The sequence below is a fragment of the Capnocytophaga leadbetteri genome (assembly GCF_003054025.1).
GTDB classification, from domain to species: domain Bacteria; phylum Bacteroidota; class Bacteroidia; order Flavobacteriales; family Flavobacteriaceae; genus Capnocytophaga; species Capnocytophaga leadbetteri.
In genome coordinates this window covers 139,454-166,051 of the sequence record NZ_QBKG01000001.1, presented here as the reverse complement: position 1 = coordinate 166,051, position 26,598 = coordinate 139,454, and the positions used below count along the sequence as shown (strand labels likewise).

Sequence of the window (26,598 nt, the reverse complement as noted above, 5' to 3'; positions counted from 1 at the left end):
TCTAATTATGCGCTTGCGGCTCGCCTCTTACCAACCCTACGTAACTTATAACGGCCACTACTATACAAATAGCCATAGCAAAGACCATTGGGCGTTCAGTATCAATGGTGAAGAGGGCAAGAAGCATCCCCACTACCGAGCCGATGCCAAAACGCAACATACCCGTAAGCGAGTTGGCAGTACCGGCTACTTCGGGATACATATCTAATATGGCGGCATTGGCGCTACTCGACACTACCGACACAAGTCCCACATAAGTGGCTACCCCTACTACTGTAGCCCATAATCCTAAGTGAAAAATACCGCAGACTAACAGCCATACACCGGCTATCAGCTGTATGGTGAGCCCCAATCGCAATGATTTTTCTACGCCTATTTTAGTAACAAATTTACCATTGAGCGAGGTAGCGGTCATCATCACGAGGATATTCAGCAAAAAGAAATAACCAAAATGCTTAGGTGCTACCCCAAAAAGCCCTGTATAGACAATAGAACCTGCTGAAAGAAAGCAGAACATACCTGAGTACGAAAGTGAATTGCAGAAAATATAGCCTAATACCTTTTTATTGCTCAACAGTCTGCCAAAAACCTTTAGGATACTACCTATCTTTAAAGGCGTTCGTCTGACAGGCGGAAGAGTTTCGGGTATTTTAAAGAAGACTAATAGGGCACATATCAACCCCAATGCCATTAGCACATAGAAGATAATATGCCAATGAAACCAATCGGTTAGGTAACCGCCCAATACCGGAGCCAACAAAGGGGCTATCATCGTAACAATCATTATCATAGACATCTGCCGCGCAAACTCATTTTTAGCAAAAAGATCGCGTAGCAATGCCCCTGTAACTACGGCTGGCGAAGCTCCAAAAAAGCCCTGCACAAAGCGCAACGCATAGAAATGCTCTATATGCTTCACTTGGGTAATGCCTAAAGACACCAATGCCGACACTACTATACCAATAAGAATAATTGGTTTGCGCCCATAACTATCAGATAATGGCCCCCAGAAGAGCTGCCCAAAGGCAAATCCGAAAGTAAAAAGGGCTAAAGTAGTTTGTATTTTCTCCTGCGATACGCTAAAGTCATTCGCTATATTGAGGAACGCAGGTAGGTACATATCTATCGCTAAAGGCGTGAGCATTGACAAGATGCCCAAGATAAGTACAAACAAAAAGTCGGCACGTGGCTCTTGCACTATTTTTTAGGTTCTTTAATGTTATTGATATCCTTCAAAAGTTGTTGGTAGTGCAGTTGGTTGATACTATTAGCGGCTTCGCCTTGTAGGGCTTGTTGTAGGTATTTTTCTACTTTGTTGAGATTTTGTAAGGCGAAAATACGCACATCAGACACTTGGTTAAGCGCTATTTTATCAGTTTTATTCTCTGGGTTGATAAGCTTAGCTAATTGCTCTATATAAGCGCGCTGTGCCCCGCGTCTGTAAGTGTTTTGGCGTGCCTCAGAAGCGTTGAGAGGCTTCCACACCGCAGCGAATACATCGTTTAGGTACTCGTCGGCAGTATATGGATTTTGCGATACCAACGCCTGATTGGCAACGCGATAGAGTACCCCTTCAGCTAAAAGATACGCCAAGGTAGTATTCTGCAATCCTAATATACTTCCATCAACATCTACCCCTATTTTATCGGTTATCTCTTGCGGATACAACCAAAGCGGCGTGGTAAACAAATGCTGGTCTATATAAGCAACTGCTTCTTTTACTTTCTCTTTAGGCACTTCTCTATACATCTCTTTATCGCCTACAAAACCTATATATCTGCTGCCTATGTACTTAAGAACGTGGTTTAAATAACGACGGTACTGCTGGGTAGCGGCTTGGTGCATTCCTAATAAATAGTCGTACTTATCATTAGGCTGTTTTGTCCACTGAGGTAGATTTTGTACTACGTATTTCAGGTTTTTAAGTCCGTAAGTGTTGGCTTTCATCACGTTGTCGGACAGGTCTTCGCGTTGGGCACGAGGGTCTTCGTTATTGCCTTCGCCACCAAACCACAAACGAGGATTTGCTTTTACACGCTGAGTAGTAATATCGGCAAGGGCTTCTTGCTCGGCATACTCATCTTTATATTTATCACCATAGTAGCGGTAGCCCCACTCTATCGCCCATTTGTCGTAATCGCCTACACGGGGATAAATTCCTTTAGAAGAGATATTATCTTCGGGCTGTGCTACATAGTTGAATCGGGCATAGTCCATAATAGAAGCGGTGTGACCGTGCGCTTCTACCCACGCCTTGTCGCGGAGTTTTTCTACCGGAGTGGCATAGCTTGCCCCCATATTATGACGCAAGCCCAAGCAGTGCCCTATTTCGTGCGAAGAAACAAAACGAATAAGGTCGCCCATAAGTTCATCATTTAAAGGCAAAGTGCGAGCGCGCTTATCTACCGCTCCGGCTTGTATCATATACCATTCTTGTAGGAGTTTCATCACATTGTGATACCAACCTACGTGGCACTCTATAATTTCGCCACTGCGAGGGTCGGCTATGTTAGGCCCGTAGGCATTGCTTATTTCAGAAGGCAAATATCTGATGACGCAGAAGCGCGCATCTTCCATACTCATAGAAGGGTCGTTAGGCCAAGGTTTAGCTACAATAGCGTTTTTGAAACCTGCTTGCTCAAAAGCTACATTCCAATCGTTTACCCCTAAGATGAGGTATTTTTGCCATTGCTTAGGCGTAGCAGGGTCTATGTAAAAAACGATTTGCTTTTTAGGTTCTACCAATTGCCCTTTTAGGTATTTCTTCATATCCTCTTTGCGAGGCTCTAAACGGAAACGGTGTATGTAGGCTTCCGCCTCGGTGCGCTGCTGGTCATCGCCAAACTTCACAAATCTGCTAGCAAAAAAGCCTACACGAGGGTCGAAAAGACGCTTAGCCATTGGCTCTTTGGGCAGTAATACTATCGAAACGTTTAGCCCCACGCTTACCGCTCCTACACGATTGGCAGCCGGTATATTGCTAGGCGATGCCAAAAAGGTGCGCATCGCATTGATTTCTACGTTGATAGGATAAGGGCGTACATCTTCTACATATGAGCGGTCGAGGGCAGCATTGCCTAACTTCTGCGAGGTCTTGAAGCTAGATGAAAAACTGGTAATGTTATTATCTTGCTTGAAGAAATCGGTAACATCAATCAGCTGACTTTTCGTCTTAGGATTGCGCCCTATGACATTGAAAGACGCGATAATAGGGTTAGCACTCGAGTTGGCTACCGCTGTATAGATGTTGTGGGTGCTATCAGCCTGTTGTACATTTACAAAAGCGCGCAGCGAAAGGGTTTTGTCGGTGCGTTGTTCGAAGTAAATAGTCTGCTCGTTTACCTTTTCGCCCGCGTACATTCCGAAGTTATCAGGAGCCGTTTTCAGGCGGGTAACACATAGCAAATAGCGATTTAAGAGAGTATCGGGTATTTCGAAATACCATTTTTCCTCTATTTTTCGTACAGTAAAAAGTCCGTTGCGCTCTATACCTCCTTTTTTGATGAGTTTGGCATACTCTTCAGCGCGTTTTTGTTCGGGAGTCTTTTCAGTCACTTTTGTTTTGGTCGTATCCTTAGCAATAGTGTCTCTTACGGCTGTAGTTTTCTGCGCAAAAGACAGTGTTGTAACTGCTAAGAGGAGCAAAAAAATGTTCTTTTTCATTTTTCAAATAATAATTTATAGGTTCTACAGAATAGTATTTTCATTTGCCATTAGTTCGGCTATATCATATATTTTCACTTGTGTTTCTTTCTCTTTTGTCTTTACCCCATCGGTCATCATCGTATTGCAAAACGGACAAGCCGTTGCGATAATATCGGGGCGCACTTCGAGGGCTTGCTCGGTGCGGAGTACATTTATCTCCTTATCCCCTTTTTCGGCTTCTTTGAACATCTGTGCCCCACCCGCACCGCAGCACATAGCACGAGATTTGCACTTTTTCATCTCTACCAAATCGACTTCTAACCGGCTGAGGAGTTCGCGCGGCGCATTATAGACCTTGTTGGCTCTGCCCAAGTAGCAGGGGTCGTGAAAGGTGATGCGTTTGCCTTTGAAAGTGCCAGTTTCAACCGTTAGCCGTCCCTCATCGATAAGGGTTTTGAGTAGCTGGGTGTGGTGCATTACTTCGTAATTGCCCCCCAGCGCAGGGTATTCGTTTTTGATAGTGTTGAAACAATGCGGACAAGTAGTGACTATCTTGGTGACCTGATAACTATTGAGCACCTCTATATTCATCATTGCCTGCATCTGAAAAAGGAACTCATTGCCGGCGCGCTTAGCGGGGTCTCCTGTGCAACTTTCTTCGGTGCCGAGCACAGCAAAGCGCACCCCTGCTTTCTGCAAAAGGTGTGCAAAGGCTTTGATAATACGTTTCGCTCTGTCGTCAAAACTACCAGCACAACCTACCCAAAAGAGTACTTCGGGGGTTTCGCCTTGTGCTGCGAGTTCCGCCATTGTTGGAATCATAATAATTTGTCGATTTGTCGATTTGCCGATTTGCCGATTTGCCGATTTGCCAATTGCTAATTTGCTAATTGACTCATTGACTAATCGTTGAATACTTCTACGGTTTGTTCTTTGAGGATAAAATCGGTGAATTTACCTTTGTAGCGGGTGGCTTTTACGATGTGATTGTCTATCCAATGATAATTGCCGCCGCGAGGTTTGCCAAAGATGATGCCGTGATACTTGAAGCCGTGCTTTTTGAGCCACTGCTCAGTAACCTCGCGATGCTCTTCGGTACGCGAGGTGAAAAAGTAAATCACGTGACCTTCGTCATACCATTTGTTTACTTGTGCCAGCGCATCGGGGAATACCTCAGCAGTAGCCATACGTTCAGGCTCTTCATTAGGGATGTCCTCGCCTACCGTGCCATCAATATCGATGAGGTAGTTCTTTACTCCCTCTGGCAATATAGGGTTCTTGTTGCCTTGAGCATCTTCTTTTAGCGTAAATTTTATGGTATCCATTTCTTTTCAAAATTAGGTTTTCGTTTTTGGAGGAAGGCATCGCGCCCTTCTTTTGCCTCATCGGTCATATATGCCAAACGGGTGGCTTCACCAGCGAACACTTGTTGCCCTACCATACCGTCATCGGTGAGGTTCATCGCGAACTTCAGCATTTTGATAGAAGTAGGCGATTTGGCCATTATCTCTTGCGCCCACTGGAAAGCGGTAGCTTCGAGCTCATCGTGGGGTATAACCGCATTTACCATACCCATCTCGAAAGCCTCTTGAGCGGAATAGTTGCGCCCTAAGAAGAAGATTTCGCGGGCTTTCTTCTGTCCCACCATTTTGGCGAGGTAGGCAGAGCCATAACCGGCATCGAAACTGGTTACATCAGCATCGGTTTGCTTAAAGATAGCGTGCTCTTTGCTGGCGAGGGTAAGGTCGCAGACTACGTGCAATGAGTGTCCGCCGCCTACAGCCCAACCAGGGACTACGGCAATTACCACCTTAGGCATAAAGCGAATAAGGCGTTGCACCTCGAGGATGTTGAGGCGATGATAGCCATCGTCGCCCACATAGCCTTGGTGACCACGCGCTTTTTGGTCGCCCCCACTGCAAAAGCTCCACACCCCGTCTTTGGGCGAAGGGCCTTCGGCAGAGAGCAATACGGCACCTATATTGATGTCCTCATAAGCATCTTTGAACGCATCGAGGAGTTCGGAGGTGGTTTTAGGGCGAAAAGCATTGCGCACCTCAGGACGGTTGAAGGCGATACGCGCCACCCCGTCGCATTTTTTATACGTAATATCTTCGTATTCTTTTACGGTTATCCAGTTCATATAAGTGAAAAATGAAAAGTTATTTAGGAGGCAAAGGTAGTAATAATTTGTCAATTAGCCAATTTGTAGATTGTCAATTATTTTGTAGGTACTATGGTTTTCAAACAAGTCCAATGGGGCAGACTTATTAGACAAATCTAACGGGGCGGACGATTCTGATAAATTACAACTATTAGCTCATTATGATAGCTTTATACGCCAAGCATTTGTCTACTACTTCCTCGACGGTGGGGTCGTAGGAGGAAATATCCATAGTGCGGGCGTTGTAGTTTTCCGGATAGAAGAATAATGAACTGCCCTCGGGGTGAGGTACATTGCGATCGAAGCGTTCCATTAGTTCCTCTTGGCGATCGTCATCGTCTTCTTCTATGATTTGGTTCCCCAATTGTATGAGTTCTTCTCGGGTCATAATTCTAATTCGATAACTTTACTAATTCTTATGGTGTGATTGTAACGATTTTTCCTTCTTTCCAAACTACTATTTTCTGTTGTTTCTTGCGCTTTTCAACAATCATTCGCTCATAAGCAAGATCTAAACCTTTTAAAAGTTTATCTTTTAGACCCTCTTTCTTAGTTATTTTATCTTTCATAATTATTTTTCATTAAGTTAAACTTGTCGTTGTTATAAATTATGATACCTTTATGCCTTTCCTTTTGAGCTATAAGTTCCTTTCTTCCCTCTGAATTATCAAATATATAACAAATATCTACCATATCTATATAGATAGCAAAGAGATTGGCAATCCCATTATGATACCTTCTTTCAATGGTTTCTAAGGGAATGCTATGCCCTCCTTCAGCAACGCGCTGAGCGACACGTTCTTTTGCCATTGCTACATTGCGCAACCAAAAGAACAATAGGGTAACCTCATAGCCATTTGCTTGTGCCCATTCTATTTTTTGCTTATAGCTTTTAGTAGCCAAAGTAGTTTCGAAGGCAAAAGTTTCTCCTTTTTGCAATAGTTCGTCCATACGAGCGAGCATTATTCGCCCTGCTTGTACGGCGACACTCTCAGGCTGGAAAGGTGATAGCCCCTTAGCGATTTCGTCGGCATTGATAAACTCTTTGCAGTCGAGTACTTCGGGCAAAATGGTAAAGGAAGCGGTGGTTTTTCCCGCGCCATTACAACCTGCTATGATATAGAGTTGCTTGCTCATTCTGTTGTGTTTATATATTAGCTATATATATTCTTCAAATTTTCCTGACCGCAAAGCTATTGTGCTACATTTACTCATCTCTATCCACAGGCTCTTTAGTAAGAAGATTTTGGAAGTCGGAAAAGTTTTCAGCTATCTTCTCACAAAACATATCGTGATACCAAATCCAAAGCGAACCATCGTGGAGGTTGATAAACACAAATCCTTCGTTTACAGAACCAATAGCAAAGGCTGATTGGAGTTCTTCGGGGGTTAAAGTGTCTTCATCACGGGTTTGCAACATCGAAAAATCAATATCATCACGAGTAAAGAAAGCGTAATTGCAGAAAGATTTGCTATAAGTATGCGACAAGAGATACTCTTTGCTCCATACTTCAATCTCGGTACTGTGTTCGTATTCTGTATGAGGGAACATTGTGAGCCATTCGGGGAAGGACTCTCCCTTTTCAATACTGTTTACATACTCTTTTGGGAGCTCTCTCCCTAAATATGTTGTAGGTAATACTTCGTTGTTCATAGTTTTTTAATTATTCTGTCATTTCAATAAACCACTTCAAAAAAAGGTCAGTAACGGGTTCATCATTCATACTGTGAGGAGTTGTGACCTCCAAGCCTATCTTTGGAATAGTGGTATGAAAGGTATTTTGTACCCATTCTTGGTATTGTGTATTAGGGTGGACGAATGTATTGTCTTTATTACTATTAGGAGGAGAAGAATATTCTTCGTCCCAGCAAATCTCATCATAGCCAATGGCTAATAGACGCAAGAAATCCAAAGCGTTTTTCACCAATATACAAGTCATCATAGAGCCTGAACCCGACCCGATATGCACTATTTGAGTACGCCCTTCATCATCCAACCATAGAGCACACTCCGAACCATCGCCACCACTCTGCGCAAAGACAAGCAAACGGCGCCTTACTTCTTCCTTATGATTTGGATAACAAATCTCCAACAAATCCTCATTATCTGATGGTTTTAATACCGAGAAAGCAATATCGGTACCTCCTTTGCGTTCATTCTCAGTCCAGCTCTCTCTTAACTTATCTTGCGGGTAGAGATAGCCATAACGAATGCCTTCATTCTCTGAATAATAGCCGTTGTTTTCTATCCACTGATAGAGTTTGCGGAGTTCCTCTGGAATTTGCATTCCCTCGGGGAGGGCATTTTCTAATTGTTGTAATAGAATGTTGGACATCATTTCTAATTTAAAAAATTATGCTTTATGAAAAAGAGCTTCGAATAGCCATTTATTCTTATGTAAAATCAAAAGTGAATAGCACAATACGGCTTACGGGCTCGTAAAACATAATGATATAGCCGCCAGAACCTACCCAGTCGTAAGCCCCTGTTTCGGCTACGAGATAAAAAGGGTTCCCTTGGTAAGAAATGTCAAACAGCACTTCATCGTCAGCCTCTCCATCTTCTATATGCATCTTAAAAGCCTTCGGATATTCCTCCTCTTCAATAGTGGAGCACCAGTTGCCATACTGAGGCTCTCCCCCCAATATCTCCAAATAGTTTTTCTTATTCAGTTTCCCATTATATTCAGGATAACACAAATTCACCAAAGTACCATATTTAGCTACATTTGCTTTGCTTTTCTCATAGTTATCAGCCATTTCTTGTATGGCTTCCTCTTCTTCGGAATTAAAATCTCAATGGTGAATAGTGGTTCGCTCAAAATATCCTTCCTTCCCGAGGAACTCAAACTTATTATCGTCAGTTAGGCGGAAAGCCAGCCAGTTAGGTGCGGTATATTCGTTGTGATACTCAGTGGTATTATCGCCTATATAACCCTCGTAAGGCTCAAAAGGACAGAGCATATATACTTTTTGCCCTGCCCAATCGGGATTGATTTCTGCTAAATCGATACTCATCAGGGGCAAAAAATGATTTTTGAGCCACGGTTGTTCTTTTACAAAGATGTCTTCTGCTTTGGGGAACACCTGCAAATGGTCGTTCAGTTCTTGGATTTCTTCTCTTACTGTCATTGTTTTAGATTCTTGTTAGAAAATAAATTTTAATTGTCCTTCTTGTTGCGTTTTATTTAAAGGATAATTAGAAATAAATAACTCCTTTCCTTTTTGGTCAGAACTATCTGTTACATTTCTCATTCCATAAGTAGGTGTCCAAGGAGTGATATTCGCAAACGAAAAAAGCTCTCTTATATATTCGGAATCATCATAAGTAATCAACCATTTGTGCTTACATTGTTGCATTGTTTGGGCAAATTTCTGATGGTCAAAAGCTTTATGTAGATGTCCATTCTTACCATAAAGAGCCGATTTAGTAGCTGAATAATAGGGAGGATCTAAAAAAATGAATACATTCTTTCCTTTCTTCTCCACTACTTCCTGATAATCCAAGTTGGTTATCTGTGTGTTGTGATGTACAAGGGTGGCAAACTCGCTTAATCGCTGGATACTGCTCTCAGTGAATCTTCCTCTGAAGGCAGCTTCGCTATATCCTCCACTTAAGCTCGTTCCTGAAAAGGTAATTCGGTTATAAATAAAGAATGCGGTAGCGCGTTCTATATCATCAAAGCTATCTAAATGAGTATTAAGGAACTGATACAAGTCCTTCCCCACAGGATAAGAGGTACGCCACTCTTGTATTTTCTGTATCAATCCTGCTGTGTTCTTTTGGGACATTTCCCAAAACTTGAACAATTCAAAGTACAAATCATTCACCCAAAACTTTTTTTTAGGAAAAAGCTGTTTCAAATAGACGAATACCGACCCTCCCCCAACAAAAGGCTCCCGAAACTCATCAAAAGAGGGGAGGATTTGAGAGATGGTTCCTATCGCTCTACTCTTACCACCTGGGTATCTTAAAGGACTTTTTATCATATTGACCCTTCTATGCTTACTATAAAATTATTTTCTTTGGCTTCTTTAAATAGAAGTTCTATTCTTTTTTGGAGTATTGCCCGTATAGCATTCTCTTGGTAAAAGGAATCTAACTCTTCATCTGTACCTTCTGAAGTGATTCTCTTCCCTTTCAATTGTTCAGAGGTAAGTTTAAGTACTGCTTTACTCTGTGCAGGAACATCATCTATGGCAACTTCTTTAAGGTTGGTATATAGAATCATCTTTATCAGACCGTCCTTTATATCGCTCATTGAGGGTAAAATGCCTTTTTTTGAGTGTTTACACTCAGTTAGAAAGATTGTATTCTCTGAAAAAGTTACCTCATCTACTGTAAAAAAGTATTTTCCTCCTAGATAATTGGTAATGGTTACGTTGGCTTTGGAGAAATCTCCTAAACGCTCTTTAGGTTGTAGGGTTGTGGATTCTCTTCTTTGCGCCTCTTTTGCCTTTTGGCGAGAAAACTCCATAAACGAAGAAACATCAGTTCCTATTTTATCCTTAAAACTATCTAATCCTGCCACATTGTGCAAAGCTATTCCTGTGGATTGCTCTATGGAAATATAGGCTGTTTTTGCCTTATCTATAATAGAATGAAAGTTTTGGGTCAGTTCGTTTAGGTTCCAATGTAATGCTGAACTATGATACTGCTCTATTTCTCTTATCTTTTCAAGAATATAATTGTTGTCCAACTGTTGATTTGTGATTTTTCCCTTATAAGAGGAACTCACTTTTGCCTTGTGATAATAGGCAAAGATAACAAAAACATCTAAAAGTGACATCATAGAAACGGTATCCCATTGTAAGAAATCCCTATCACCTACAGCTCCTTCATCTTTTACTATAGGAATAACAGTTATTTTCTTACTGATAGAAAGAGAATTATATACCCTTTCGTACGGATAAGAGCGGGTTCTTTTAGGTGAAACCCATTTGGAAATAGCAAAAGTTCCCTTTTACTCTCTACAAGACAGGCAGCAGGTGTCGTATTGATATCAAAATCCTTTATAGCAACTCTCTTCAGCGCCTTTGAAAGCTCTATTTTATATTCTATTCCCGTAATTTTCCCTGTAATTTCCATTTAATTTATCCTTTAGATGTTTTTTTGTACTATTGAAACTCAAACTTATCGGTTTTTTACCCTATTTTTTTAGCGTCGGCTAAAAACTGTGCTAAACCGCTGTCGGTAAGAGGGTGTTTTAATAGTCCGGTGATTGCCGAAAGAGGGGCGGTAATGACATCGGCTCCTATTTTGGCGCATTCGAGAATGTGCATCGTATGACGCACTGAGGCTGCCAATATCTGCGTTTCAAAATTATAGTTGTCGTAAATCAGGCGTATCTCTTCGATAAGTGAGAGTCCGTCGGCTGAAATGTCATCGAGGCGACCAATGAAAGGCGATACATAGGTAGCGCCTGCTTTGGCTGCCAAAAGCGCCTGACCTGCTGAAAATACCAATGTGCAGTTGGTGCGGATGCCTTTATCAGTAAAGTATTTAATGGCTTTGATGCCGTCTTTTATCATCGGTACTTTTACGACAATCTGTGGGTGAAGGGCTGCCAGCTCCTCGCCCTCGCGGACGATGCCCTCGAAGTCGGTGGCTATTACTTCAGCAGAAACATCGCCCTCTACAATCGTGCAGATGTTAGTATAATGCTTGAGTATCGCCTCTTTGCCGGTGATACCTTCTTTTGCCATTAGTGACGGATTGGTGGTAACGCCGTCTAACACGCCCAAATCTTGGGCTTCTTGAATTTGTGCTAAATTTGCTGTATCAATAAAGAATTTCATATTACTTAGGTTTTTAATTTATTAATTGATAATGTTTCATCAGCATTTGCTCGTAGCGTTTGCTGGGCAAAAGTCGTTTGAGGACTATTGAAAATTTCTGTAAGAAACTGCCTTGTTTATAATGCACTTTGGGGTGCTTGGTGTTGATTACTTTGAGTATCTTTTCGGCCATTTCTTTAGGATCGCCCCCACTATCTACGTGCTCGTTCATCAGGCGGAGTTGTTTTGCATACACCTCAGCATAAGGAGAGTTTTCGTTTACGGGAGTGTGATAACGGCGAGAGGCTATATCGGTAGCATAATCGCCGGGGGAAATGGTGCAGACCTCTATACCAAAGGCTTTTACCTCCATACGCAAGGCTTCGGTCATCAGCAGTAAAGCCCCTTTGCTGGCTGAATAGGCTCCGCGAAAAGGCAAACCCATATAGCCCGCTATTGAACTAATGTTGATAATACGTCCATTCTTTTGCGCACGCATAGTAGGCAAAACCTCTTGCACTACAGACATAGCACCATAGAGGTTGGTGGCAAAAACGTTATGCAGTTGGTCGGCCGGCAGCTCTTCTACCGCCCCTGTGATACCTACACCTGCATTGTTGATGAGGATATCGATACGCCCTACCTCGCTGAGGATTTGCTGCACTGCCTGCTTGATAGTGGCTGGCTCTCGCACGTCCATAGGGAGCAATCTGAAGGGGAGGTTCTTGCCCTCGACATTGCGTGCCGTGCCGTACACCAAAAAGCCCTTAGAGGCGAGCAGCAAAGCTGTTTGTTTGCCTATACCGGAAGTCGCGCCCGTAATAAGAACTATTTTACAATTCATTGCTAATTTGTCGATTTGCTAATTTGCTAATTGGTCATTAATATATTTTCCTTCTTCGCAAAAGTGTGCTAATTCGTTTTTGATAAACGTTTGTACTTCGTCTTTTACGCTTTTGGGGTACAGCAGATGCACATTGGCACCGGCATCGAGGGTAAAGCAGAGCGGCACTTTGGTGTCTTTGCGGTACTGCCATACGCGCTGAATAACTTCCAAAGTATTGGGACGCATCAGTATGAAATACGGGATGCTGGTCTGCATCATCGCGTGGAGGGTGAGGGCTTCGCTCTCGACTACCTCTATAAACGTATCGATATCGCCTGTGGCAAACGCCCCTATAAGGCGATCGATATTGCTATTGGCTTGCAAAAAACGTGCCTCAGCAAAAGGGTGTCCGTGCATTAAATTGTGCCCCACGGTGCTGCTGACTTGCTTCTGTCCACGATCAATAAGCAGGATAGTATCTTGATAATCAGCAAACACCGGTGCTACTTGCAGCGGGTAGGCAATGCCATAATCGTCTGAACTGCCCGCAATAGAAGGATGTTGCCCCCATACCACTATACTGCCTTTGACACTGCGGCAGGCACTACCCGACCCTAAACGCGCCAAAAAAGAGGCTTTTTGCCAAAACTCTTCTTCAGTATACGTATGTCCTAACTCTCTGGCCAACTGCATCAGGCATACTGAAAGCGCTGCCATAGCACTAGCAGACGAGGCTATACCGCTGCTGTGCGGGAATGAGTTGTGCGAGTGGATGCTGAAATGATAGTCCGTTAAAAAAGGTAAATAAGGAGCAATACGCGCAAAAAAGGCTTCGATTTTTGGGTGAAAAGACGGCTTTGGCTGTCCGTCGAAGCTAAAATCAAAAGAAAAGGGGGCGTCAGTAGCCATAGTAGCGGCGCTTCTACGCTGGTAAGCAATAGAAGTTTCGGTATAGCAATGGCTAAGCGTAAAGCTAATAGAGGGATTAGCAGGTAACTGCTCCCCTTTTTTGCCCCAGTACTTTACAAGGGCTATATTACTCGGTGCTTTGAATGTGATCATTTAGTCGTTAGTCGTTAGTTGTTAGACGCTAGCTATTAGTCGTTAGGTGTTAGAGGGCTAACGGCTAAAATTCAGGGTTACCTGCTATTCTTAAGGCTTCATTAGCTTGTGCTAATTTCTCAGGGAAAAGTACCTTATTAGCATATTTATCCAACGAAGGGTCGGGCTCTAAAAGTACATAATGAGGTGTTACTTTAACCACTTTCCTTGTTGTTTTCTCTACAATAGTTTTTAAATCTTTTTTCTCTTCTGTACTCATAGTTATTTATTGTTTTTTCGTTTTAAAACAAAACCTTGACAGTTGATATTAGGATAAAAATCTTTCCACTCACCATTTTGCCAACAGCGCAGTGTGAAATCACTTTCAACAATAGATAAGTACTTCATAATAATTATCCTATACAGCCTTGTTCTTGTAGGTGAACTACCTGTTATATATACCCATTTATCAGGGAATTCTTCAGTAAAAACATAAATAATGGAGATAACAGTAGCTAATACCTTTTCCATATCTCCGTTATCAGAAACAATTTTATCATCTATTTCACCGGTAATAGGATTTTCATCTCCGAAACCTAAATTATAAACATTTATTAAATTTGTTTCCTGAAACTTTACCATTTTGTATATACAACCTTTCTTTCCTTCACTTACAAACTCATAAATATGTTTTGTTTCATCAGGCAAAACATCGTACTTCGGTAAATTCATTGGTTATGTTGGTCTTATAAGTTGTTTTTATAGTCTGAGCACTAGCGACTAACCACTAACGGCTAACACCTACTATCTGATTTTTCTATTCATCACTAAATCTATGTATAGATTGACGGTGTCTTTTAGCTGTTTGCGGTTTACGATGAAGTCTAAAAAGCCGTGCTCGAGAACGAATTCTGCCGTTTGGAAGCCCTCTGGGAGGTCTTGCCCTGTGGTGTCTTTCACTACACGAGGTCCGGCAAAGCCTATAAGCGCCCCTGGTTCGGCTATATTGATGTCGCCAAGCATCGCAAAGGAAGCACTAATACCCCCCGTAGTAGGGTCGGTGCAAAGCGATATGTAAGGCAACTTTGCCTCATCGAGCTGAGCTAACTTAATAGAGGTTTTGGCCATCTGCATTAGCGAAAGAGCCGCCTCCATCATACGCGCTCCGCCTGATTTTGAAATCATAAGGAATGGGAGTTTATGCTTGATAGCATAGTCGATAGCACGACATATTTTTTCGCCCACTACACTACCCATAGAGCCGCCAATGAAAGCGAAATCCATACAGCCAATGACGATAGGCGCCCCCTTAGAATTGCCCACCGCTGTACGAACGGCATCTTTGAGCCCCGTTTTGTTAGTGGCTTCTTCTAAACGTTTGTCGTAAGATTTGGTATCTACAAACGAAAGAGGGTCTTTAGAGACCATATTGGCATCTAATTCTTTGAACTCATTATTGTCAAACAGTATTTGAAAATACTCCTTACTGCCAATGCGCACGTGGTAATCGTCATCAGGACTTACATAGAAGTTGGTAACCAACTCATCTTGCTCTACTATATTGCCGCTGGGCGATTTAAACCATAATCCTTTAGGGATATCTTTCTTCTCCTCTGTAGAGGTTTGTATTCCTTTTGCTGTTCTTTTAAACCAAGACATAGTTAATTAATCTTTTTATTGAACTGCAAAGATAGAATTTTTTTTTTAATTGGCAATTACACCGTATATTTGCAACGATTTTTTTAGAATAGCTGAAAAGTAAAACATACTACTTTTGAAACCTTTATTAGATGCTTATACTTCGCTGATTTTTCGCTCTTCCTTCGCTCTTCCTATATCGTTTGTATATGGTAAGTATAGTGTAAGAGTAAAGAGAAAAATTTTTTGGGGATGTGCGTGTGGGACGAGTGGGACAGGTGGGACGAGTGAGACAGGTGGGACAGGTGAGACAAGTGGGACAGGTGAGACAAGTGGGACAGGTGAGACAAGTGGGACAGGTGAGACAAGTGGGACAGGTGAGACAAGTGGGACAAGTGAGTGGAAAAGAAGTGGTAAGAAAAATAGAAAGAGGCAAAAAGGTTGTAAATATGGATAATGCAATAATATATCAAAAAATAGAATCCTTAAGTGATAGAGAGAGAGCCCTTTTTGCTTTCTCAATGGCTGAACGAATGATGCCCTTATATTATGATTTATGCAATAATCATACAGAAATTTATGACTTTAGTCATTATAAAGAGTTAAAAAATCTTTTGTGTAAAGGTTTTCTCTATGCTAATAATGATATAAAAGTAGACTATTCGACCATTGAGAAAATAATAGATAATTGCGTATATGTACTAACTCCTGATATGGAAGAAATCGCTACTACTATATCGGACTTGGCTCAAAAACCTCCTTTATGTGTTGCCTATGGTTTTGATTACATCATAAATAAAAACATCAAAAGTATTAACTATTGTAGCGATATGCCTTTCCAATGTTTTTATATTTGCTATGAATTGGAGGAAAATTATAATTTAATTATTGTTGAAGAAATTGAAACACAAAAAGCATTATTAGAAGAAATATGTTCAACTAGAAGATTAGAGACTATAAGGGATTTTAATAAAAATAATATGCTAACCATTAACACTCGGGCAAAGATGTGAGACAAGTGGGACTAGTGAGAGGAATGAGAAGGCTGAGAGGGCTGGGAATGTGGGGACGATTGTGGGATGCGAGTATATGTTGGGGCTAACTAAACAGTTTTTTTAGAGATATACCAGACTATTCAGAAAAAAATAAGAGCTTATGTATAAGATAAAAACTAGTGATTTTTTTAATGATACAATAGATAAAAAACTATTTAATATTGATGTTGTAAAAAATATATCGCAAGATTTTTTTATTTCTAGGCATAGTAGTTTGTATGTAGTGTATTCTTTATATTTCAAAATAGAATTTTGTTTCAAAGAAAATATAAATCTTTATTATATAATGGTAGAAAGAAATCTAAAAAATAGAGAAAATACATTGCTTGAGTATGAAGATGACTTACTTATATTTGATAAAACAAAAGATGAATTAGGAGAAAAAATAGGGAGTATTATTGATGATAATATTATCAAGCAGAATAATATAGAGTTATATTTCTCTGAGGGAGAAATTGATAGTTTATATTTTTTTAAAAGATAATATTAGTAATGGAAATGTATCAGATGTATTGGTAAAACATTATATGCTAAACATTAATACAAAGGCGATTGTGGGAGGAATGGGAGGGCTGGGAGGGCTGAGAGGAATGGGAAGGCTGTGAGGGCTGGGAATGTAGGGCAATTGTGGGACTGGTGGGACAGGGAGAGAATTTTGAATTCTGAATTTAGAATTGGGAGGACGGGGAAGGAACTTTTTTCTTATAGCAAGGGCAGTATTACGACTTTGAGACTAAGCTTGCTTATAATCGTTATCGCTACTACTCACCTGAAAGCGGAATGTATATCTCGCAAGACCCGATAGGACTGGCAGGAGGAAATCCTACGCTATATGGGTATGTGAAGGATAGCAACTGGTGGGTGGATGTGTTGGGGTTATTTAAAGTTGTTAAAAAACGAGTATTGTCTGATGGCAGAATTAGAGAATATTCTAAAGAAGTTCCAAGTACAACACCTGGTCCCACGAGAGGGGCTTCAATGGTAAAAGAAACATCTCCAACAAGAAACACAAGAATGTGGATGGAATCATATGGTCATAACGGAGAGGTAGTAAGAGTTCATCCAAAAGCTATTGATGGAAAACCTGTAGATTTGCCACATTATCCCCTGACTTATAAAGATATACAAGAAGGTAAAGCAATAGAAACGTCCAATGGAAAAGAGAAAAAAGTACAATGCCAAAAGAAATGACATTCATAAACTAAAAAGTTTGGCAGGGAAAAAGACAGGCGAATATATTTCAGATAAAGCATTTGAAATATATTTGAAGTATGAAGATATATTAACACAAAGGCAAAATTGGATTCTTTTGAAATTAATTGCTATCAATGAAGGAGAAGCATTTTATTTGTCTGAAGAAGAAATAGAAAACCCTTTGTTAAAACTTCGATGATATAGATAATCAAAGTTCTTTGAATTCTTACTTTTATATCCTTTTGAGGAATGACGAACTTGTTTGGAGTACCGACTATGACATTTGGTAATGTATCAGATGTGTTGTTAAAAATATAGTATGCTAACCATTAACACAAAGGCAATTGTGGGACGGGTGGGACAGGAGGGACAGGTGGGAGGAATGGGAAGGCTGAGAGGGCTGGAAATGTGGGGCGAGTGTGGGACAAGTGGGACAGGTGAGACGAGTGAGACAGGTGGGAGGAATGAGAAGGCTGGGAGGAATGAGAAGGCTGGGAGGAATGGGAGGGCTGGGAATGTGAGGCGAGTATGGGACTGGTGGGAAAAACCTGTGCCAAAAGGGAACAATTATTATCAAACATTTATTAATAAAAATTCTAATTATGAATATAGAAAGACATTATAAAAAACTTATTACTCAATTAGTGCCAACTTGTAGCTGTAAAAAGAATTTAGAGTACATCTTATTTCATTACTAATATGATACACTTAGATAAACCTATTAGCTCAAATGGTTATGGAATTGCTGTTGTATCAGCAGAAATATTCCAAGAACTATGTAAGGAACATAGAATTCGTTCTAAAAAGATGCTTACTTATTTTGACAAGAATCATAATGTATTTTATGATTTTATAAAGAAAGGGGCTTTTGTGCCTATCCCGCGTATTCGTGCATATTATTATCAAATTTTCATTACTATAAATGATAATAGAACTACCGATGAAGAATGGGATTCTATACCTACCGAAGAAACATTTTTTTTGGAAGTAAAGGATGAAGCTCTTTGGATTTGTAGTTTTGAACAAATAGAAAACTGGAAATATAAAGACTTAGAAAATTGTACAAATATAGAGACCTATTACTATCTTTCATATGAAGGAGAAAGATATACCGCTTATAGTGCAGCTAAGTATACAATTCCTAATGGGAAATATAAAATAAAAATAATAGGACTTAGAAATAAAAAAGTTGAAAAAGAAGAAAAATTCAGAAAAGGCTATGCTTTTTTAATACAAATAGAAAAAGTAGATAGTATTATTAATATTAGTGACTCTAGTCAATTAGATTTTTCTAAACTATTCGAGTGATTGGGTAATGTTTTTGATGTATGATTAAAAATATTAATACAAAGGTGATTGTGGGACTGATGGGAGTGCGAGTCGCACGGGCAAAGATGTGGGACAAGTGAGACTGGTGGGACAGGTGGGACAAGTGAGACAAGTGGGACTGGTGGGACTGGTCGGAGGTGTGAAAATGTAAATATTGTGGGGAGGCGTGGTAATCAAAAATAAATTTGTACTTTTGCCACTCGTAAAAGCTGAACTATCCGTAACTAAAAAAGCTGAACTATCCGTAACTAAAAAACTGAACTATCTGTAACTAAAAAAGCTGAACTATCCATAACTAAAAAACTAAACTATCTGTAACTAAAAAAGCTGAACTATCTGTAACAAAAAAATGACTCAACATTTCTTAAAACGCTTCCTTATATGGCGTGTGAAGCACATTAGCGAACGTCAATTTATTCTGCTACTGAGCGGGGTAATTGGTATCATCACAGGGCTGGCTGCCCTTGCGATGCGGTCGTTTACTCACTTTATTCAGTGGCTGTTAGATGGGCAATTAGCCCAAACGGTAACTTATGGCTTTTACTTTGTGCTGCCTACTATCGGCTTTGCAGCGGTGTATTGGGTTAAAAAATATGTGATACGCCACGATGTGAATCACGGTATACCCTCAATACTCTATGCCGTAGCTCACCAAAAAGGGGTAATGAAGCGCTTTCAGGCGTATGGGAGTCTGTTGGTGGCTCCTATTACTATTGGCTTTGGGGGTTCGGTAGGGCTAGAAGGTCCGATGGTAGTAACAGGGGCTGGGATAAGCTCTAATATATGTCGTTTTTTTCACATCAACCAATCGAACCGTATGCTGCTGTTGGCTTGTGCTTGTGCGGCGGCCTTAGCCGCTATCTTTAAAGTGCCTATCGCCGCAATTCTATTTGCGATAGAAGTGTTTGGGCTTGACCTGACGCTATCATCGCTTATTCCTCTGTTTATCGCTTCGCTCTGCGGGGTGTTTACTTCTTATTTCTTCTTTGGCAGTGAGGTGCTTATACCGATGACTATCACTCGTGCCTTTTCGCTGCAAGGAATTCCGTTCTACATTCTTTTGGGTATAGTGGGGGGACTAATGTCGGCTTATTTTACTTTTATATATGAGAAAATCAATGCTTTTTTTAAGAAAATAACTGCTCCGTACCTAAAAATAGTGATAGGAGGGGCTCTTTTGGGGTTGCTTATCTATATAATGCCTCCGTTATACGGCGAAGGGCACGAGATTATTAATCACCTAAAGGAGGGACACCCTGAGTTATCGCTTAGCAAGAATATTTTTGGGTGGGATTTATCAAACACGTGGATTATCATTCTGCTATTGGCGGGGCTTACCTTTGCCAAGGTAGTGGCTACCTCGCTGACTTTTGGCGGTGGTGGTGTGGGGGGTATTTTCTCGCCTATGCTCTTTATGGGGGGCGTGATGGGGAATTGCTTTGCGCGTATTATCAACGAATTTCCGATACTGGGCTACAAGGCGGCGCTGCCTAACTTTACTCTTGTGGGTATGACTGCCCTAATGACGGGGGTGCTACACGCTCCGCTGACGGCTGTTTTCCTCATCGCTGAAGTAACGGGAGGTTACTCGCTACTAGTACCGGCGATGCTGACGGCTGCGGTATCGTTTTCGGTGGCTAAGTATTTTAACAAATACTCTATCTACACTATGGAACTGGGCAGGAAAGGGGAGCTTATTTCGCAAAACAAAGACCAATCGATATTGACCTTAATGGACTTTGAGCAGGTGGTAGAGCACAACTTTGTGCCTGTTTATACGGATATGAAGCTGCGCGAGGTGGTGATGGATGTGGTGCGGGTATCGAATAGGAATATTTATCCTGTATTAGAGCGCGAAACGGGTGTTTTAAAAGGGGTAATTCTGCTTGACAATATACGTCACCTTATTTTTGAAGCGGATTATTACGATAAGATTGCGGCTATTGAGCTTATGCAGCCTGCCCCTGCGACGATAGTATCGGGTAAGGATAAGATGAGTACGGTAATGGATAAGTTTCAGCATACAGGCGCGTGGAACCTGCCGGTGGTGCATTCTGATGGTAGGTATTACGGTTTTATCTCTAAATCAAAATTATTGAGCATTTATAGGAGGAAGTTGATATACTTTACGCAGTGATAGGGCTGATACCCTCTTTAAGATTAATCATAAAAAAAGCTGTTCCGCAAAAGAACAGCTTTTTTATATTGTAAACATCCCCCTTATGCACATACTCCGCTGCGCCAGCTCGCGGACTTCCTTCAAAGGGGGAACCCATACACGAAAATCATACTATTTTAGGGCTTCTTCGTATTTTTGGGCTACTTTAGTCCAATCGATAACGTTGAAGAAGTTGGTGATATAGTCAGCGCGTTTGTTTTGGTATTTTAGGTAGTAGGCGTGTTCCCATACGTCCATAGCAAGAACGGGGGTGCCTGATACCTCTAAGTTTGGCATTAATGGGGTATCTTGATTGGCAGTGCTCACTACTTGTAGCTTGCCATTATTGACTACTAACCACGCCCAGCCTGAACCAAAACGTTTAGCTCCTGCCTCGCTAAAGGCTTTTTTGAAGTTCTCGAAACTACCAAAGTCGCGGTCGATAGCAGCTGCTAAGGCTCCGGTAGGAGTTCCTCCCCCTTTTGGCGAAATAAGTTCGAAATACAAATTGTGGTTATAGTAACCCCCTGCGTTGTTTCTTAGGGTTGCATTGCTCATATCGAGCGTACTGAGGAGCTGCTCTATAGTCTTCTGTGCTTCAGGCTTCCCTTCGACTGCCTTATTGAGGTTGTTTAAATACCCTACATAGTGTTTTGAGAAGTGAATGTACATTGTTTCTGCATCGATGTAGTTGCTCACAGCGTCATAATCGTATGCTAAAGGCTTTATTTTGAAAGCGCCTTCGTTAGCTTTTACCTCAGAGGGTTTGCCATAATTAGGCTTTTGACAGCTTTGCTCTGTCTTTTTGCATTTTTTACCTTTCTTCTGTTGTGCGTAAAGGTCTGTGGTGCCAAGCATTGTAGCCAAAGCTATGGCAGAAAGTGTGATTGCGTTTTTGAGTTTCATATGAAATAAATTGAGTTTTATTCGTCAAAATCTTTGCGTTTTACTACTGTGCCTTGCTGGTACTCTTCTTCGTATGCTAAACGCCCTGTGCGGTCGTAGTGCTTCCAAATACCCTGCTTGTAGTTGTCCTTCATCATTCCTTCCTCTTTTACTTTTTTGCTAGGGTAATATATTTTCATCGCGCCGTTGAGAATGCCTCCTACATAGGTACGTTCGCGGTACAGCACATTATTCTCTTGGTACTCGCGCCATACGCCCTCTTTGAAGTCGTTTTTATATTCGCCTTCTTCGCTAAGAGTGCCATTTTCGTTATAGAGGGTGTACTTACCGTTTTTCTCATCGTTTTTATAATTGGTTTCCTCTTTTAATCTGCCATTAGAGTGGTAGATTTTGCGAGCGATGAGCTTATCAGCGTCGAATACTTGTTCGTCTTGCAAAACACCTGCCCCATTGAAGTTCTTGCGAGCTCCGTGCAGCTTATCGTCTTTGTAAGACACTTCGCTTTTAGGATTGCCGTTTAGGTGATAATTGCGCTGAGTATAGGTCTTTTCGTCCTTATAGTCGCGCTCTTCGCGTAGCAAGCCATTTTCCCACTGTTCTACCCATTTTCCTGAAGGTTTGCCATTGGTATAGTACTTGGTAGTGGTGTAATTGCCGTGGTTGCTGACCATTTTGCGCCACCACTTACCATTCTTCTCGTCGTTTTTGTAGGTTTCGATGCGCTCAACCTTGCCTTCGTCATCGTAGTACTTCCACTCGCCTTCTTTCTTACCGTCTTTATAAAAAGTTTCGTAGTCGGGCACGCCTTTATCGGTATAGCGGGCGCTCTTGCCGTCTAACTTTCCGTCTTTATAGGTAGTTAGGCGTATTACCTTGCCCTCGCGATATTGGGTAAAAGCCCCTTCGGGCAAACCATTTTTGTAGTGTTCTTCCACAATAAGTTCGCCTTTGTCGTTATACGTTTTTTTGGCACCCTCTATTCTACCTTTTTTGAAGGTAGCTTCATAGTAATCGCCGCCCCCAATAGCTACCTTATAGGCACCCTCTAAGGGTTCGTCGTTAGCGCTTAGGGTGAAGATACGTTCGTTGCCAAAGCGCTCTTCGTCTATATCGTATTGCGATAAGTATTTCTGAGCTAAACCGTTAGAGGCTATAAGCAGCGCGGTAATAAGTAAAAGTTTTTTCATTTTTTATTGACTGTTTGTTTGACAAGGTTGTATCATCACGCAACAAGTATTTGCTCAGTTTGCCAAAAGGTGAGAACTTTGCGCCGTAAAAGTTTTAAGACTTTCAGTTCGTTCTTTGACATACTGGGAAAATTAGCCAATTAGCCGATTAGCAAATTTGGAAATTAGCAAATTTCTGCTATTTAATACTAAGCTAATACTTTTTGTCCAACCCCTAAGAGAATTAACTCTTTGCCTTTGGCTTTAAAGCTGCGTACAGCTAAGTCTTTATCATCAATTTTGATAAGTGGATTGGTGTCGTAGTGATAGCCTAACACTTTGTTGCACTTTACGAAATCAGAAGCCATAATGGCATCTTCAACATCCATTGTAAAGTTGCCACCTATAGGCAATACGGCTAAATCTACTTTATAACGCACAGGAATAAGCTGCATATCGAAGTGCAATGCTGTAGCTCCTGCTACATAAACGGTTCTGTCTAAGGTTTTTATGATAAAACCACAAGCGCAACCACCGGCACTACCGTCATCGAAAGTAGAAGAGTGCAAAGCAGGTACCATCTTAATTGAACCAAAAGGGAAATTATAAGCCCCCCCTAAGTCCATAGGGTGCGAATTTTCGATGCCTAAATTGAAATAATGGTTAGAAATCTCGTAATTAGAGATAATTTTGGCATTAGTGCGCTTAGCGATGCTCTCTACATCATAAGTATGGTCTTGCTGAGCCGTAGTGATGAGGATGTAGTCGGCAGGTACATCATTTACATTGATGTGACTCGCTGAAGGGTTTTCAGAGATAAAAGGGTCGATAAGAAGGTGGGTGTCGCCTATTCGGATACCCACACAAGCGTGTCCGTAGTAAATTACTTCCATAGTTATTATTGAATTAGACGTTAGTTTATTAGTCGTTAGTCGTTAGTTTATTAGTCGTTAGTTTATTAGTCGTTAGTCGCTAGACGTTAGACATTAGTATAGATGCCGATAAAGAATAAGACCGAGAGCAAGAAAGTGCTTATTGCTACGATTTTGAGTTCTTTATCTAAGAGTCGTAGTTCTGTATTGCGTTTTACTGACAATAGATGCACTACCAAAGGCAAGTAGGCTATAAGGTACAGCAACTGCCAACGCATTTGTAAGCGCCATACTGAATAGCCAAGCATCGCTACCATAGCTATCACAACCAAATAATAATGATAGTATTTGGCTAATGAAATACCCATCTTGACGACCAGAGTATGCTTGCCTGAACGGCGGTCGTTTTCGTAATCGCGCATATTATTGAGGTTGAGTACCGCTACACTCAACAATCCGATAGCTATAGCGGGTAGCCATACTGCCTTATCTATCTGCTGGGTATACAAGAACTGACTGCCCACCACACTGACCAAGCCGAAAAAGACGAATACAAACACATCGCCCAATCCGCGATAACCATAGGCCGAACTACCTACGGTATACTTGATAGCCGCTGCTACACAAAGCAATCCTAAGACAAAAAACACCAGCGTATAAAGTAGGTTTTCGCTACCAAAAGCCGCTATTATCAGAGCAATTGCTGAGAGTATAGAAAGAGCCGCTGTGATAAGCACGACTCGCTTCATCTGCTCACGTGTGATAGCCCCACTCTGTAAGGCACGGGCAGGACCTATACGGTGCTCATTGTCGGTGCCTTTTACCCCATCGCCATAATCATTGGCGAAGTTAGAGAGTATCTGAAAAAGTATGGTAGTGAGGAGCGCTAATAGGAATATATCCCCACGGAAAGCCTCAGGTTTTTCGCGTAGGGCTACAGCACTACCTGTGATAATACCCGATACTGATAGCGGCAAGGTGCGTAAGCGAGCCGCTTTGACAAGAGTTATTGCATTCATCAAGGCACAAAAGTACGAAATAATTATATATTAGCAAATTAGCTAATGTGAAAAATTATCAAAATCACTAAAACAGGTATCTAACCCCGCCGTATATTTGTAGCCCTTGTGAAGGGTAATACGCCCAAAGGGTATGGCGCTGAGTGCTTAGGTTATTAGCCTTTAGGAATACTTGCCAGTGCTTGCTAAAAGTATAATCGGCGTGGAGATTTACATCTAAATAGCCATTAAGAGTGATTTTCTCTGGGGTAATGGTAGTAGGCAGCACATAGTCTAAATCATAGCGATTGCCGATATAGAAAATGTCCATACCTGCGTATAGGGTAGGCAATATTCTGAAATCAGTATAAAGCGATACCTTTACGCTGGGTAGATTCCACGCTGTATTATCCATCTGTGTACGCGCCTTGTAGTGGTTGTATTGCCCTTCGAAAGTGAAGTTTACAATATCCTTTAGCTTACCGCTGAGGGTTGCTAATAGCTCTACATCATTTACCTCGTCATACACTACCTTGAAGGCGTTATAATACTGATAAGGCAGTATCTCGCTAGCGATAGTAGGGGTTTCGGTGAAAGTAGTAAAAAGCGGTTTTTCTTTGCTCTGGCGGTAGCTTGCCTGTAGGCGGTACTGCAAATCGGTAGTTACCTTGCCGTTAATACCTACAAAAGCATCGGCTTGTACGTTAGTAGGTTTAAGCTCGAGCATCGGTGCTACAAAAGGATTCTCTTTGCTGAGCTTTGATAAAGTGTTTTGCTGCATAGTACCTTTTATGCCACCAACTAAGATAGCGTCATCGCTTAGGGTGTAGGTAGCCTCTACAGCAGGATAAGCCTTAAACTTATCTTGGTCGGAGCGGTTAGCATCTACATACAGCAAACTCACCCCGAGCCTTAGACTTAAGTTATCAATCATCAGCTGATAGGAAGGGGTTAGCCCAAAGAGCATCCAACGGTTAGTGAGCTCATTAAGCGTATTATGCTGGCGCGAAAAACTACCTTCGTAATAATCTAAGAGCAAATGGGCGCGGACTAACTGTTCTTCGGTTAGCGGCACTTCGAAAGTAGGTTGCGCTTTTAGATTGACTTCTTTGCTGTTGAAATGGTCGTTAAGGGCATCTACAGTAAAATCTAAACCTTTGAAGTAAGGGTTTTGCCACTGCAAGTAACCGCCTACACCATAGCGGAGGTAAATCTGCTGCATATCGTCTACCTTGCCGCGCAAATCGTTGCGAGTAAAGACATTAGGGCGTATGCCATACCAATTATGCAAACTCCTGCCAAAATAACCTTTTAGCCCCCATAACATCTCCTGACCTTGATAGTCATAATGCAGAGAGGCATCGGTAAGTGAATAGTTCATCTCTGGGATAATATCCTCATTATCATCACTAGCCGAAATATGATCGACTAACAGAGAGAGTCTGCCCTTATCGGTCAGCGGGTAAGTGATATTAGCATCGGCATAGAGCGTATTGAGTAATCCGACCCCTCCGCCCACGTATGAAGTGGTGTAATCTTCGCGGATAACCTTAGGTTTTACCACCGCAGGTTTTCCTTTTTCGGGCACGAAAGTAGAAGCTACTGGCACAGAGTTGATGCTGTAGGCTATCTTTTTTTTCTTGACTGTAAGCGAGTCTTTCAGCTTAGCGTCTTCGCGTTTTTTGTTGGCATCGGCTATGGTAGGGGCATACGATTTTACCACATCTACCACTTTGGTAGAGAGGCTATCCTTACGACTTTGCCCTATCACAGGGAGTACAGTCGCTATACATAAACCTATAAGTGTAATATATCTGTTCATTTTTTA

At 41.5% G+C, this 26,598-nt stretch carries 29 protein-coding genes and 2 pseudogenes; 6 read left to right on the top strand and 25 right to left on the bottom strand.

Annotated features, from left to right (window positions below; genetic code table 11):
- Position 1 precedes the first annotated feature (1 nt).
- From C8P65_RS00880 to accD, 20 genes and pseudogenes are all read right to left on the bottom strand, one after another.
- A complete protein-coding gene (locus C8P65_RS00880) occupies positions 2-1,198 on the bottom strand; it encodes a Bcr/CflA family multidrug efflux MFS transporter (RefSeq protein WP_107780547.1) in 1,197 nt (398 codons plus the stop codon).
- Positions 1,198-3,663 (bottom strand): zinc-dependent metalloprotease, encoded by a 2,466-nt coding sequence (locus tag C8P65_RS00875; protein WP_107780545.1) that lies wholly within the window; start codon positions 3,661-3,663, stop codon positions 1,198-1,200. The genes C8P65_RS00880 and C8P65_RS00875 overlap by 1 nt, the downstream gene beginning before the upstream one ends.
- A 24-nt stretch (positions 3,664-3,687) precedes the next feature.
- Complete coding sequence (locus C8P65_RS00870) at positions 3,688-4,467, bottom strand: (Fe-S)-binding protein (RefSeq protein WP_107780543.1); 780 nt, start codon at positions 4,465-4,467, stop codon at positions 3,688-3,690.
- Positions 4,468-4,547: 80 nt separating this feature from the next.
- Positions 4,548-4,970 (bottom strand): LNS2 domain-containing protein, encoded by a 423-nt coding sequence (locus C8P65_RS00865; protein WP_107780541.1) that lies wholly within the window; start codon positions 4,968-4,970, stop codon positions 4,548-4,550.
- A complete protein-coding gene (locus C8P65_RS00860) occupies positions 4,958-5,788 on the bottom strand; it encodes a 1,4-dihydroxy-2-naphthoyl-CoA synthase (RefSeq protein ID WP_095913617.1) in 831 nt (276 codons plus the stop codon). Before C8P65_RS00860 ends, C8P65_RS00865 begins: the two co-directional genes overlap by 13 nt.
- A gap of 172 nt (positions 5,789-5,960) precedes the next feature.
- Positions 5,961-6,197, bottom strand: a complete 237-nt coding sequence (locus C8P65_RS00855) for a bacteriocin immunity protein (RefSeq protein WP_009391591.1) — start codon at positions 6,195-6,197, stop codon at positions 5,961-5,963.
- Positions 6,198-6,225: 28 nt separating this feature from the next.
- A complete protein-coding gene (locus tag C8P65_RS12020; RefSeq protein WP_009391589.1) occupies positions 6,226-6,378 on the bottom strand; it encodes a hypothetical protein in 153 nt (50 codons plus the stop codon).
- Positions 6,368-6,946: an ATPase gene (locus C8P65_RS00850; RefSeq protein WP_107780539.1), complete on the bottom strand. Its 579-nt coding sequence runs from the start codon at positions 6,944-6,946 to the stop codon at positions 6,368-6,370. Before C8P65_RS00850 ends, C8P65_RS12020 begins: the two co-directional genes overlap by 11 nt.
- Positions 6,947-7,016: 70 nt before the next feature.
- Positions 7,017-7,463: a hypothetical protein gene (locus tag C8P65_RS00845; RefSeq protein ID WP_107780537.1), complete on the bottom strand. Its 447-nt coding sequence runs from the start codon at positions 7,461-7,463 to the stop codon at positions 7,017-7,019.
- Positions 7,464-7,473: 10 nt separating this feature from the next.
- Complete coding sequence (locus tag C8P65_RS00840) at positions 7,474-8,145, bottom strand: SMI1/KNR4 family protein (protein ID WP_107780535.1); 672 nt, start codon at positions 8,143-8,145, stop codon at positions 7,474-7,476.
- A 58-nt stretch (positions 8,146-8,203) separates the two neighbouring features.
- Positions 8,204-8,941, bottom strand: a pseudogene (locus C8P65_RS00835) (hypothetical protein).
- Positions 8,942-8,956: 15 nt separating this feature from the next.
- Positions 8,957-9,799, bottom strand: a complete 843-nt coding sequence (locus C8P65_RS00830; protein ID WP_107780533.1) for a DNA adenine methylase — start codon at positions 9,797-9,799, stop codon at positions 8,957-8,959.
- Positions 9,796-10,602 (bottom strand): hypothetical protein, encoded by an 807-nt coding sequence (locus tag C8P65_RS00825; protein WP_107780531.1) that lies wholly within the window; start codon positions 10,600-10,602, stop codon positions 9,796-9,798. The genes C8P65_RS00830 and C8P65_RS00825 overlap by 4 nt, the downstream gene beginning before the upstream one ends.
- A 71-nt stretch (positions 10,603-10,673) precedes the next feature.
- The gene (locus tag C8P65_RS00820; protein WP_107780529.1) at positions 10,674-10,898 is read right to left on the bottom strand and encodes a hypothetical protein; all 225 of its coding nucleotides are present in this window, start codon (positions 10,896-10,898) and stop codon (positions 10,674-10,676) included.
- A 56-nt stretch (positions 10,899-10,954) separates the two neighbouring features.
- The gene (fsa, locus tag C8P65_RS00815) at positions 10,955-11,608 is read right to left on the bottom strand and encodes a fructose-6-phosphate aldolase (RefSeq protein WP_107780527.1); all 654 of its coding nucleotides are present in this window, start codon (positions 11,606-11,608) and stop codon (positions 10,955-10,957) included.
- Positions 11,609-11,621: 13 nt separating this feature from the next.
- Positions 11,622-12,431, bottom strand: coding sequence for an SDR family oxidoreductase (locus tag C8P65_RS00810; protein WP_107780525.1), 810 nt, complete (start codon positions 12,429-12,431; stop codon positions 11,622-11,624).
- 18 nt (positions 12,432-12,449) lie between these two features.
- Complete coding sequence (locus C8P65_RS00805) at positions 12,450-13,475, bottom strand: diphosphomevalonate decarboxylase (RefSeq protein ID WP_107780523.1); 1,026 nt, start codon at positions 13,473-13,475, stop codon at positions 12,450-12,452.
- A gap of 64 nt (positions 13,476-13,539) precedes the next feature.
- The gene (locus C8P65_RS00800) at positions 13,540-13,734 is read right to left on the bottom strand and encodes a hypothetical protein (RefSeq protein WP_107780521.1); all 195 of its coding nucleotides are present in this window, start codon (positions 13,732-13,734) and stop codon (positions 13,540-13,542) included.
- Between the two features lie 2 nt (positions 13,735-13,736).
- Positions 13,737-14,186, bottom strand: a complete 450-nt coding sequence (locus C8P65_RS00795) for a DUF6934 family protein (RefSeq protein WP_107780519.1) — start codon at positions 14,184-14,186, stop codon at positions 13,737-13,739.
- 72 nt (positions 14,187-14,258) lie between these two features.
- Complete coding sequence (gene accD / locus C8P65_RS00790) at positions 14,259-15,113, bottom strand: acetyl-CoA carboxylase, carboxyltransferase subunit beta (RefSeq protein WP_009391577.1); 855 nt, start codon at positions 15,111-15,113, stop codon at positions 14,259-14,261.
- A 275-nt stretch (positions 15,114-15,388) separates the two neighbouring features.
- Between accD and C8P65_RS00780 the strand changes: the two genes are divergently transcribed.
- The 6 genes and pseudogenes from C8P65_RS00780 (at position 15,389) to C8P65_RS00750 (ending at position 20,807) form a co-directional block, all read left to right on the top strand.
- Positions 15,389-16,105, top strand: a complete 717-nt coding sequence (locus C8P65_RS00780; RefSeq protein ID WP_245887261.1) for a YjaG family protein — start codon at positions 15,389-15,391, stop codon at positions 16,103-16,105.
- A gap of 142 nt (positions 16,106-16,247) precedes the next feature.
- Complete coding sequence (locus C8P65_RS00775) at positions 16,248-16,631, top strand: hypothetical protein (RefSeq protein WP_107780513.1); 384 nt, start codon at positions 16,248-16,250, stop codon at positions 16,629-16,631.
- Between the two features lie 236 nt (positions 16,632-16,867).
- Positions 16,868-17,338: pseudogene (locus C8P65_RS00770) on the top strand (RHS repeat-associated core domain-containing protein); the annotation flags it as partial.
- Positions 17,301-17,540: a hypothetical protein gene (locus C8P65_RS00765; RefSeq protein ID WP_107780512.1), complete on the top strand. Its 240-nt coding sequence runs from the start codon at positions 17,301-17,303 to the stop codon at positions 17,538-17,540. The pseudogene C8P65_RS00770 and the gene C8P65_RS00765, both read left to right, overlap by 38 nt.
- Positions 17,541-18,040: 500 nt before the next feature.
- Positions 18,041-18,649, top strand: coding sequence for a hypothetical protein (locus tag C8P65_RS00755; RefSeq protein WP_107780508.1), 609 nt, complete (start codon positions 18,041-18,043; stop codon positions 18,647-18,649).
- A 370-nt stretch (positions 18,650-19,019) separates the two neighbouring features.
- Positions 19,020-20,807: a chloride channel protein gene (locus C8P65_RS00750; protein ID WP_107780506.1), complete on the top strand. Its 1,788-nt coding sequence runs from the start codon at positions 19,020-19,022 to the stop codon at positions 20,805-20,807.
- Between the two features lie 153 nt (positions 20,808-20,960).
- Here C8P65_RS00750 and C8P65_RS00745 read toward each other — a convergent pair whose 3' ends face one another.
- From C8P65_RS00745 to C8P65_RS00725, 5 genes are all read right to left on the bottom strand, one after another.
- A complete protein-coding gene (locus C8P65_RS00745) occupies positions 20,961-21,734 on the bottom strand; it encodes a superoxide dismutase (RefSeq protein ID WP_107780504.1) in 774 nt (257 codons plus the stop codon).
- A gap of 17 nt (positions 21,735-21,751) precedes the next feature.
- The gene (locus tag C8P65_RS00740) at positions 21,752-22,921 is read right to left on the bottom strand and encodes a toxin-antitoxin system YwqK family antitoxin (RefSeq protein ID WP_107780502.1); all 1,170 of its coding nucleotides are present in this window, start codon (positions 22,919-22,921) and stop codon (positions 21,752-21,754) included.
- A gap of 188 nt (positions 22,922-23,109) precedes the next feature.
- On the bottom strand, positions 23,110-23,793 hold the full coding sequence (locus C8P65_RS00735) for a metal-dependent hydrolase (protein WP_107780500.1): 684 nt from the start codon (positions 23,791-23,793) through the stop codon (positions 23,110-23,112).
- A gap of 86 nt (positions 23,794-23,879) precedes the next feature.
- On the bottom strand, positions 23,880-24,791 hold the full coding sequence (gene menA, locus C8P65_RS00730; protein WP_107780498.1) for a 1,4-dihydroxy-2-naphthoate octaprenyltransferase: 912 nt from the start codon (positions 24,789-24,791) through the stop codon (positions 23,880-23,882).
- A 67-nt stretch (positions 24,792-24,858) separates the two neighbouring features.
- Positions 24,859-26,592: a TonB-dependent receptor gene (locus C8P65_RS00725; RefSeq protein ID WP_107780496.1), complete on the bottom strand. Its 1,734-nt coding sequence runs from the start codon at positions 26,590-26,592 to the stop codon at positions 24,859-24,861.
- Positions 26,593-26,598 lie beyond the last annotated feature (6 nt).

Excerpts from the sequence above, each read along its gene's own strand:
- fsa (WP_107780527.1), bottom strand. The coding sequence starts at position 11,608 with ATGAAATTCTTTATTGATACAGCAAATTTAGCACAAATTCAAGAAGCC.
- accD (WP_009391577.1), bottom strand. The coding sequence starts at position 15,113 with ATGTCTTGGTTTAAAAGAACAGCAAAAGGAATACAAACCTCTACAGAG.
- C8P65_RS00875 (WP_107780545.1), bottom strand. The coding sequence starts at position 3,663 with ATGAAAAAGAACATTTTTTTGCTCCTCTTAGCAGTTACAACACTGTCT.
- C8P65_RS00750 (WP_107780506.1), top strand. The coding sequence starts at position 19,020 with ATGACTCAACATTTCTTAAAACGCTTCCTTATATGGCGTGTGAAGCAC.
- C8P65_RS00810 (WP_107780525.1), bottom strand. The coding sequence starts at position 12,431 with ATGAATTGTAAAATAGTTCTTATTACGGGCGCGACTTCCGGTATAGGC.
- C8P65_RS00830 (WP_107780533.1), bottom strand. The coding sequence starts at position 9,799 with ATGATAAAAAGTCCTTTAAGATACCCAGGTGGTAAGAGTAGAGCGATA.
- C8P65_RS00755 (WP_107780508.1), top strand. The coding sequence starts at position 18,041 with ATGATACACTTAGATAAACCTATTAGCTCAAATGGTTATGGAATTGCT.
- C8P65_RS00805 (WP_107780523.1), bottom strand. The coding sequence starts at position 13,475 with ATGATCACATTCAAAGCACCGAGTAATATAGCCCTTGTAAAGTACTGG.
- C8P65_RS00860 (WP_095913617.1), bottom strand. The coding sequence starts at position 5,788 with ATGAACTGGATAACCGTAAAAGAATACGAAGATATTACGTATAAAAAA.
- C8P65_RS00795 (WP_107780519.1), bottom strand. The coding sequence starts at position 14,186 with ATGAATTTACCGAAGTACGATGTTTTGCCTGATGAAACAAAACATATT.
- C8P65_RS00825 (WP_107780531.1), bottom strand. The coding sequence starts at position 10,602 with ATGATGTCACTTTTAGATGTTTTTGTTATCTTTGCCTATTATCACAAG.
- C8P65_RS00775 (WP_107780513.1), top strand. The coding sequence starts at position 16,248 with ATGTATAAGATAAAAACTAGTGATTTTTTTAATGATACAATAGATAAA.
- C8P65_RS00765 (WP_107780512.1), top strand. The coding sequence starts at position 17,301 with ATGGAAAAGAGAAAAAAGTACAATGCCAAAAGAAATGACATTCATAAA.
- C8P65_RS00725 (WP_107780496.1), bottom strand. The coding sequence starts at position 26,592 with ATGAACAGATATATTACACTTATAGGTTTATGTATAGCGACTGTACTC.
- C8P65_RS00840 (WP_107780535.1), bottom strand. The coding sequence starts at position 8,145 with ATGTCCAACATTCTATTACAACAATTAGAAAATGCCCTCCCCGAGGGA.
- menA (WP_107780498.1), bottom strand. The coding sequence starts at position 24,791 with ATGAATGCAATAACTCTTGTCAAAGCGGCTCGCTTACGCACCTTGCCG.
- C8P65_RS00845 (WP_107780537.1), bottom strand. The coding sequence starts at position 7,463 with ATGAACAACGAAGTATTACCTACAACATATTTAGGGAGAGAGCTCCCA.
- C8P65_RS00740 (WP_107780502.1), bottom strand. The coding sequence starts at position 22,921 with ATGAAAAAACTTTTACTTATTACCGCGCTGCTTATAGCCTCTAACGGT.
- C8P65_RS00820 (WP_107780529.1), bottom strand. The coding sequence starts at position 10,898 with ATGGAAATTACAGGGAAAATTACGGGAATAGAATATAAAATAGAGCTT.
- C8P65_RS00800 (WP_107780521.1), bottom strand. The coding sequence starts at position 13,734 with ATGAGTACAGAAGAGAAAAAAGATTTAAAAACTATTGTAGAGAAAACA.
- C8P65_RS00745 (WP_107780504.1), bottom strand. The coding sequence starts at position 21,734 with ATGAAACTCAAAAACGCAATCACACTTTCTGCCATAGCTTTGGCTACA.
- C8P65_RS00735 (WP_107780500.1), bottom strand. The coding sequence starts at position 23,793 with ATGGAAGTAATTTACTACGGACACGCTTGTGTGGGTATCCGAATAGGC.
- C8P65_RS00855 (WP_009391591.1), bottom strand. The coding sequence starts at position 6,197 with ATGACCCGAGAAGAACTCATACAATTGGGGAACCAAATCATAGAAGAA.
- C8P65_RS12020 (WP_009391589.1), bottom strand. The coding sequence starts at position 6,378 with ATGAAAGATAAAATAACTAAGAAAGAGGGTCTAAAAGATAAACTTTTA.
- C8P65_RS00850 (WP_107780539.1), bottom strand. The coding sequence starts at position 6,946 with ATGAGCAAGCAACTCTATATCATAGCAGGTTGTAATGGCGCGGGAAAA.
- C8P65_RS00865 (WP_107780541.1), bottom strand. The coding sequence starts at position 4,970 with ATGGATACCATAAAATTTACGCTAAAAGAAGATGCTCAAGGCAACAAG.
- C8P65_RS00870 (WP_107780543.1), bottom strand. The coding sequence starts at position 4,467 with ATGATTCCAACAATGGCGGAACTCGCAGCACAAGGCGAAACCCCCGAA.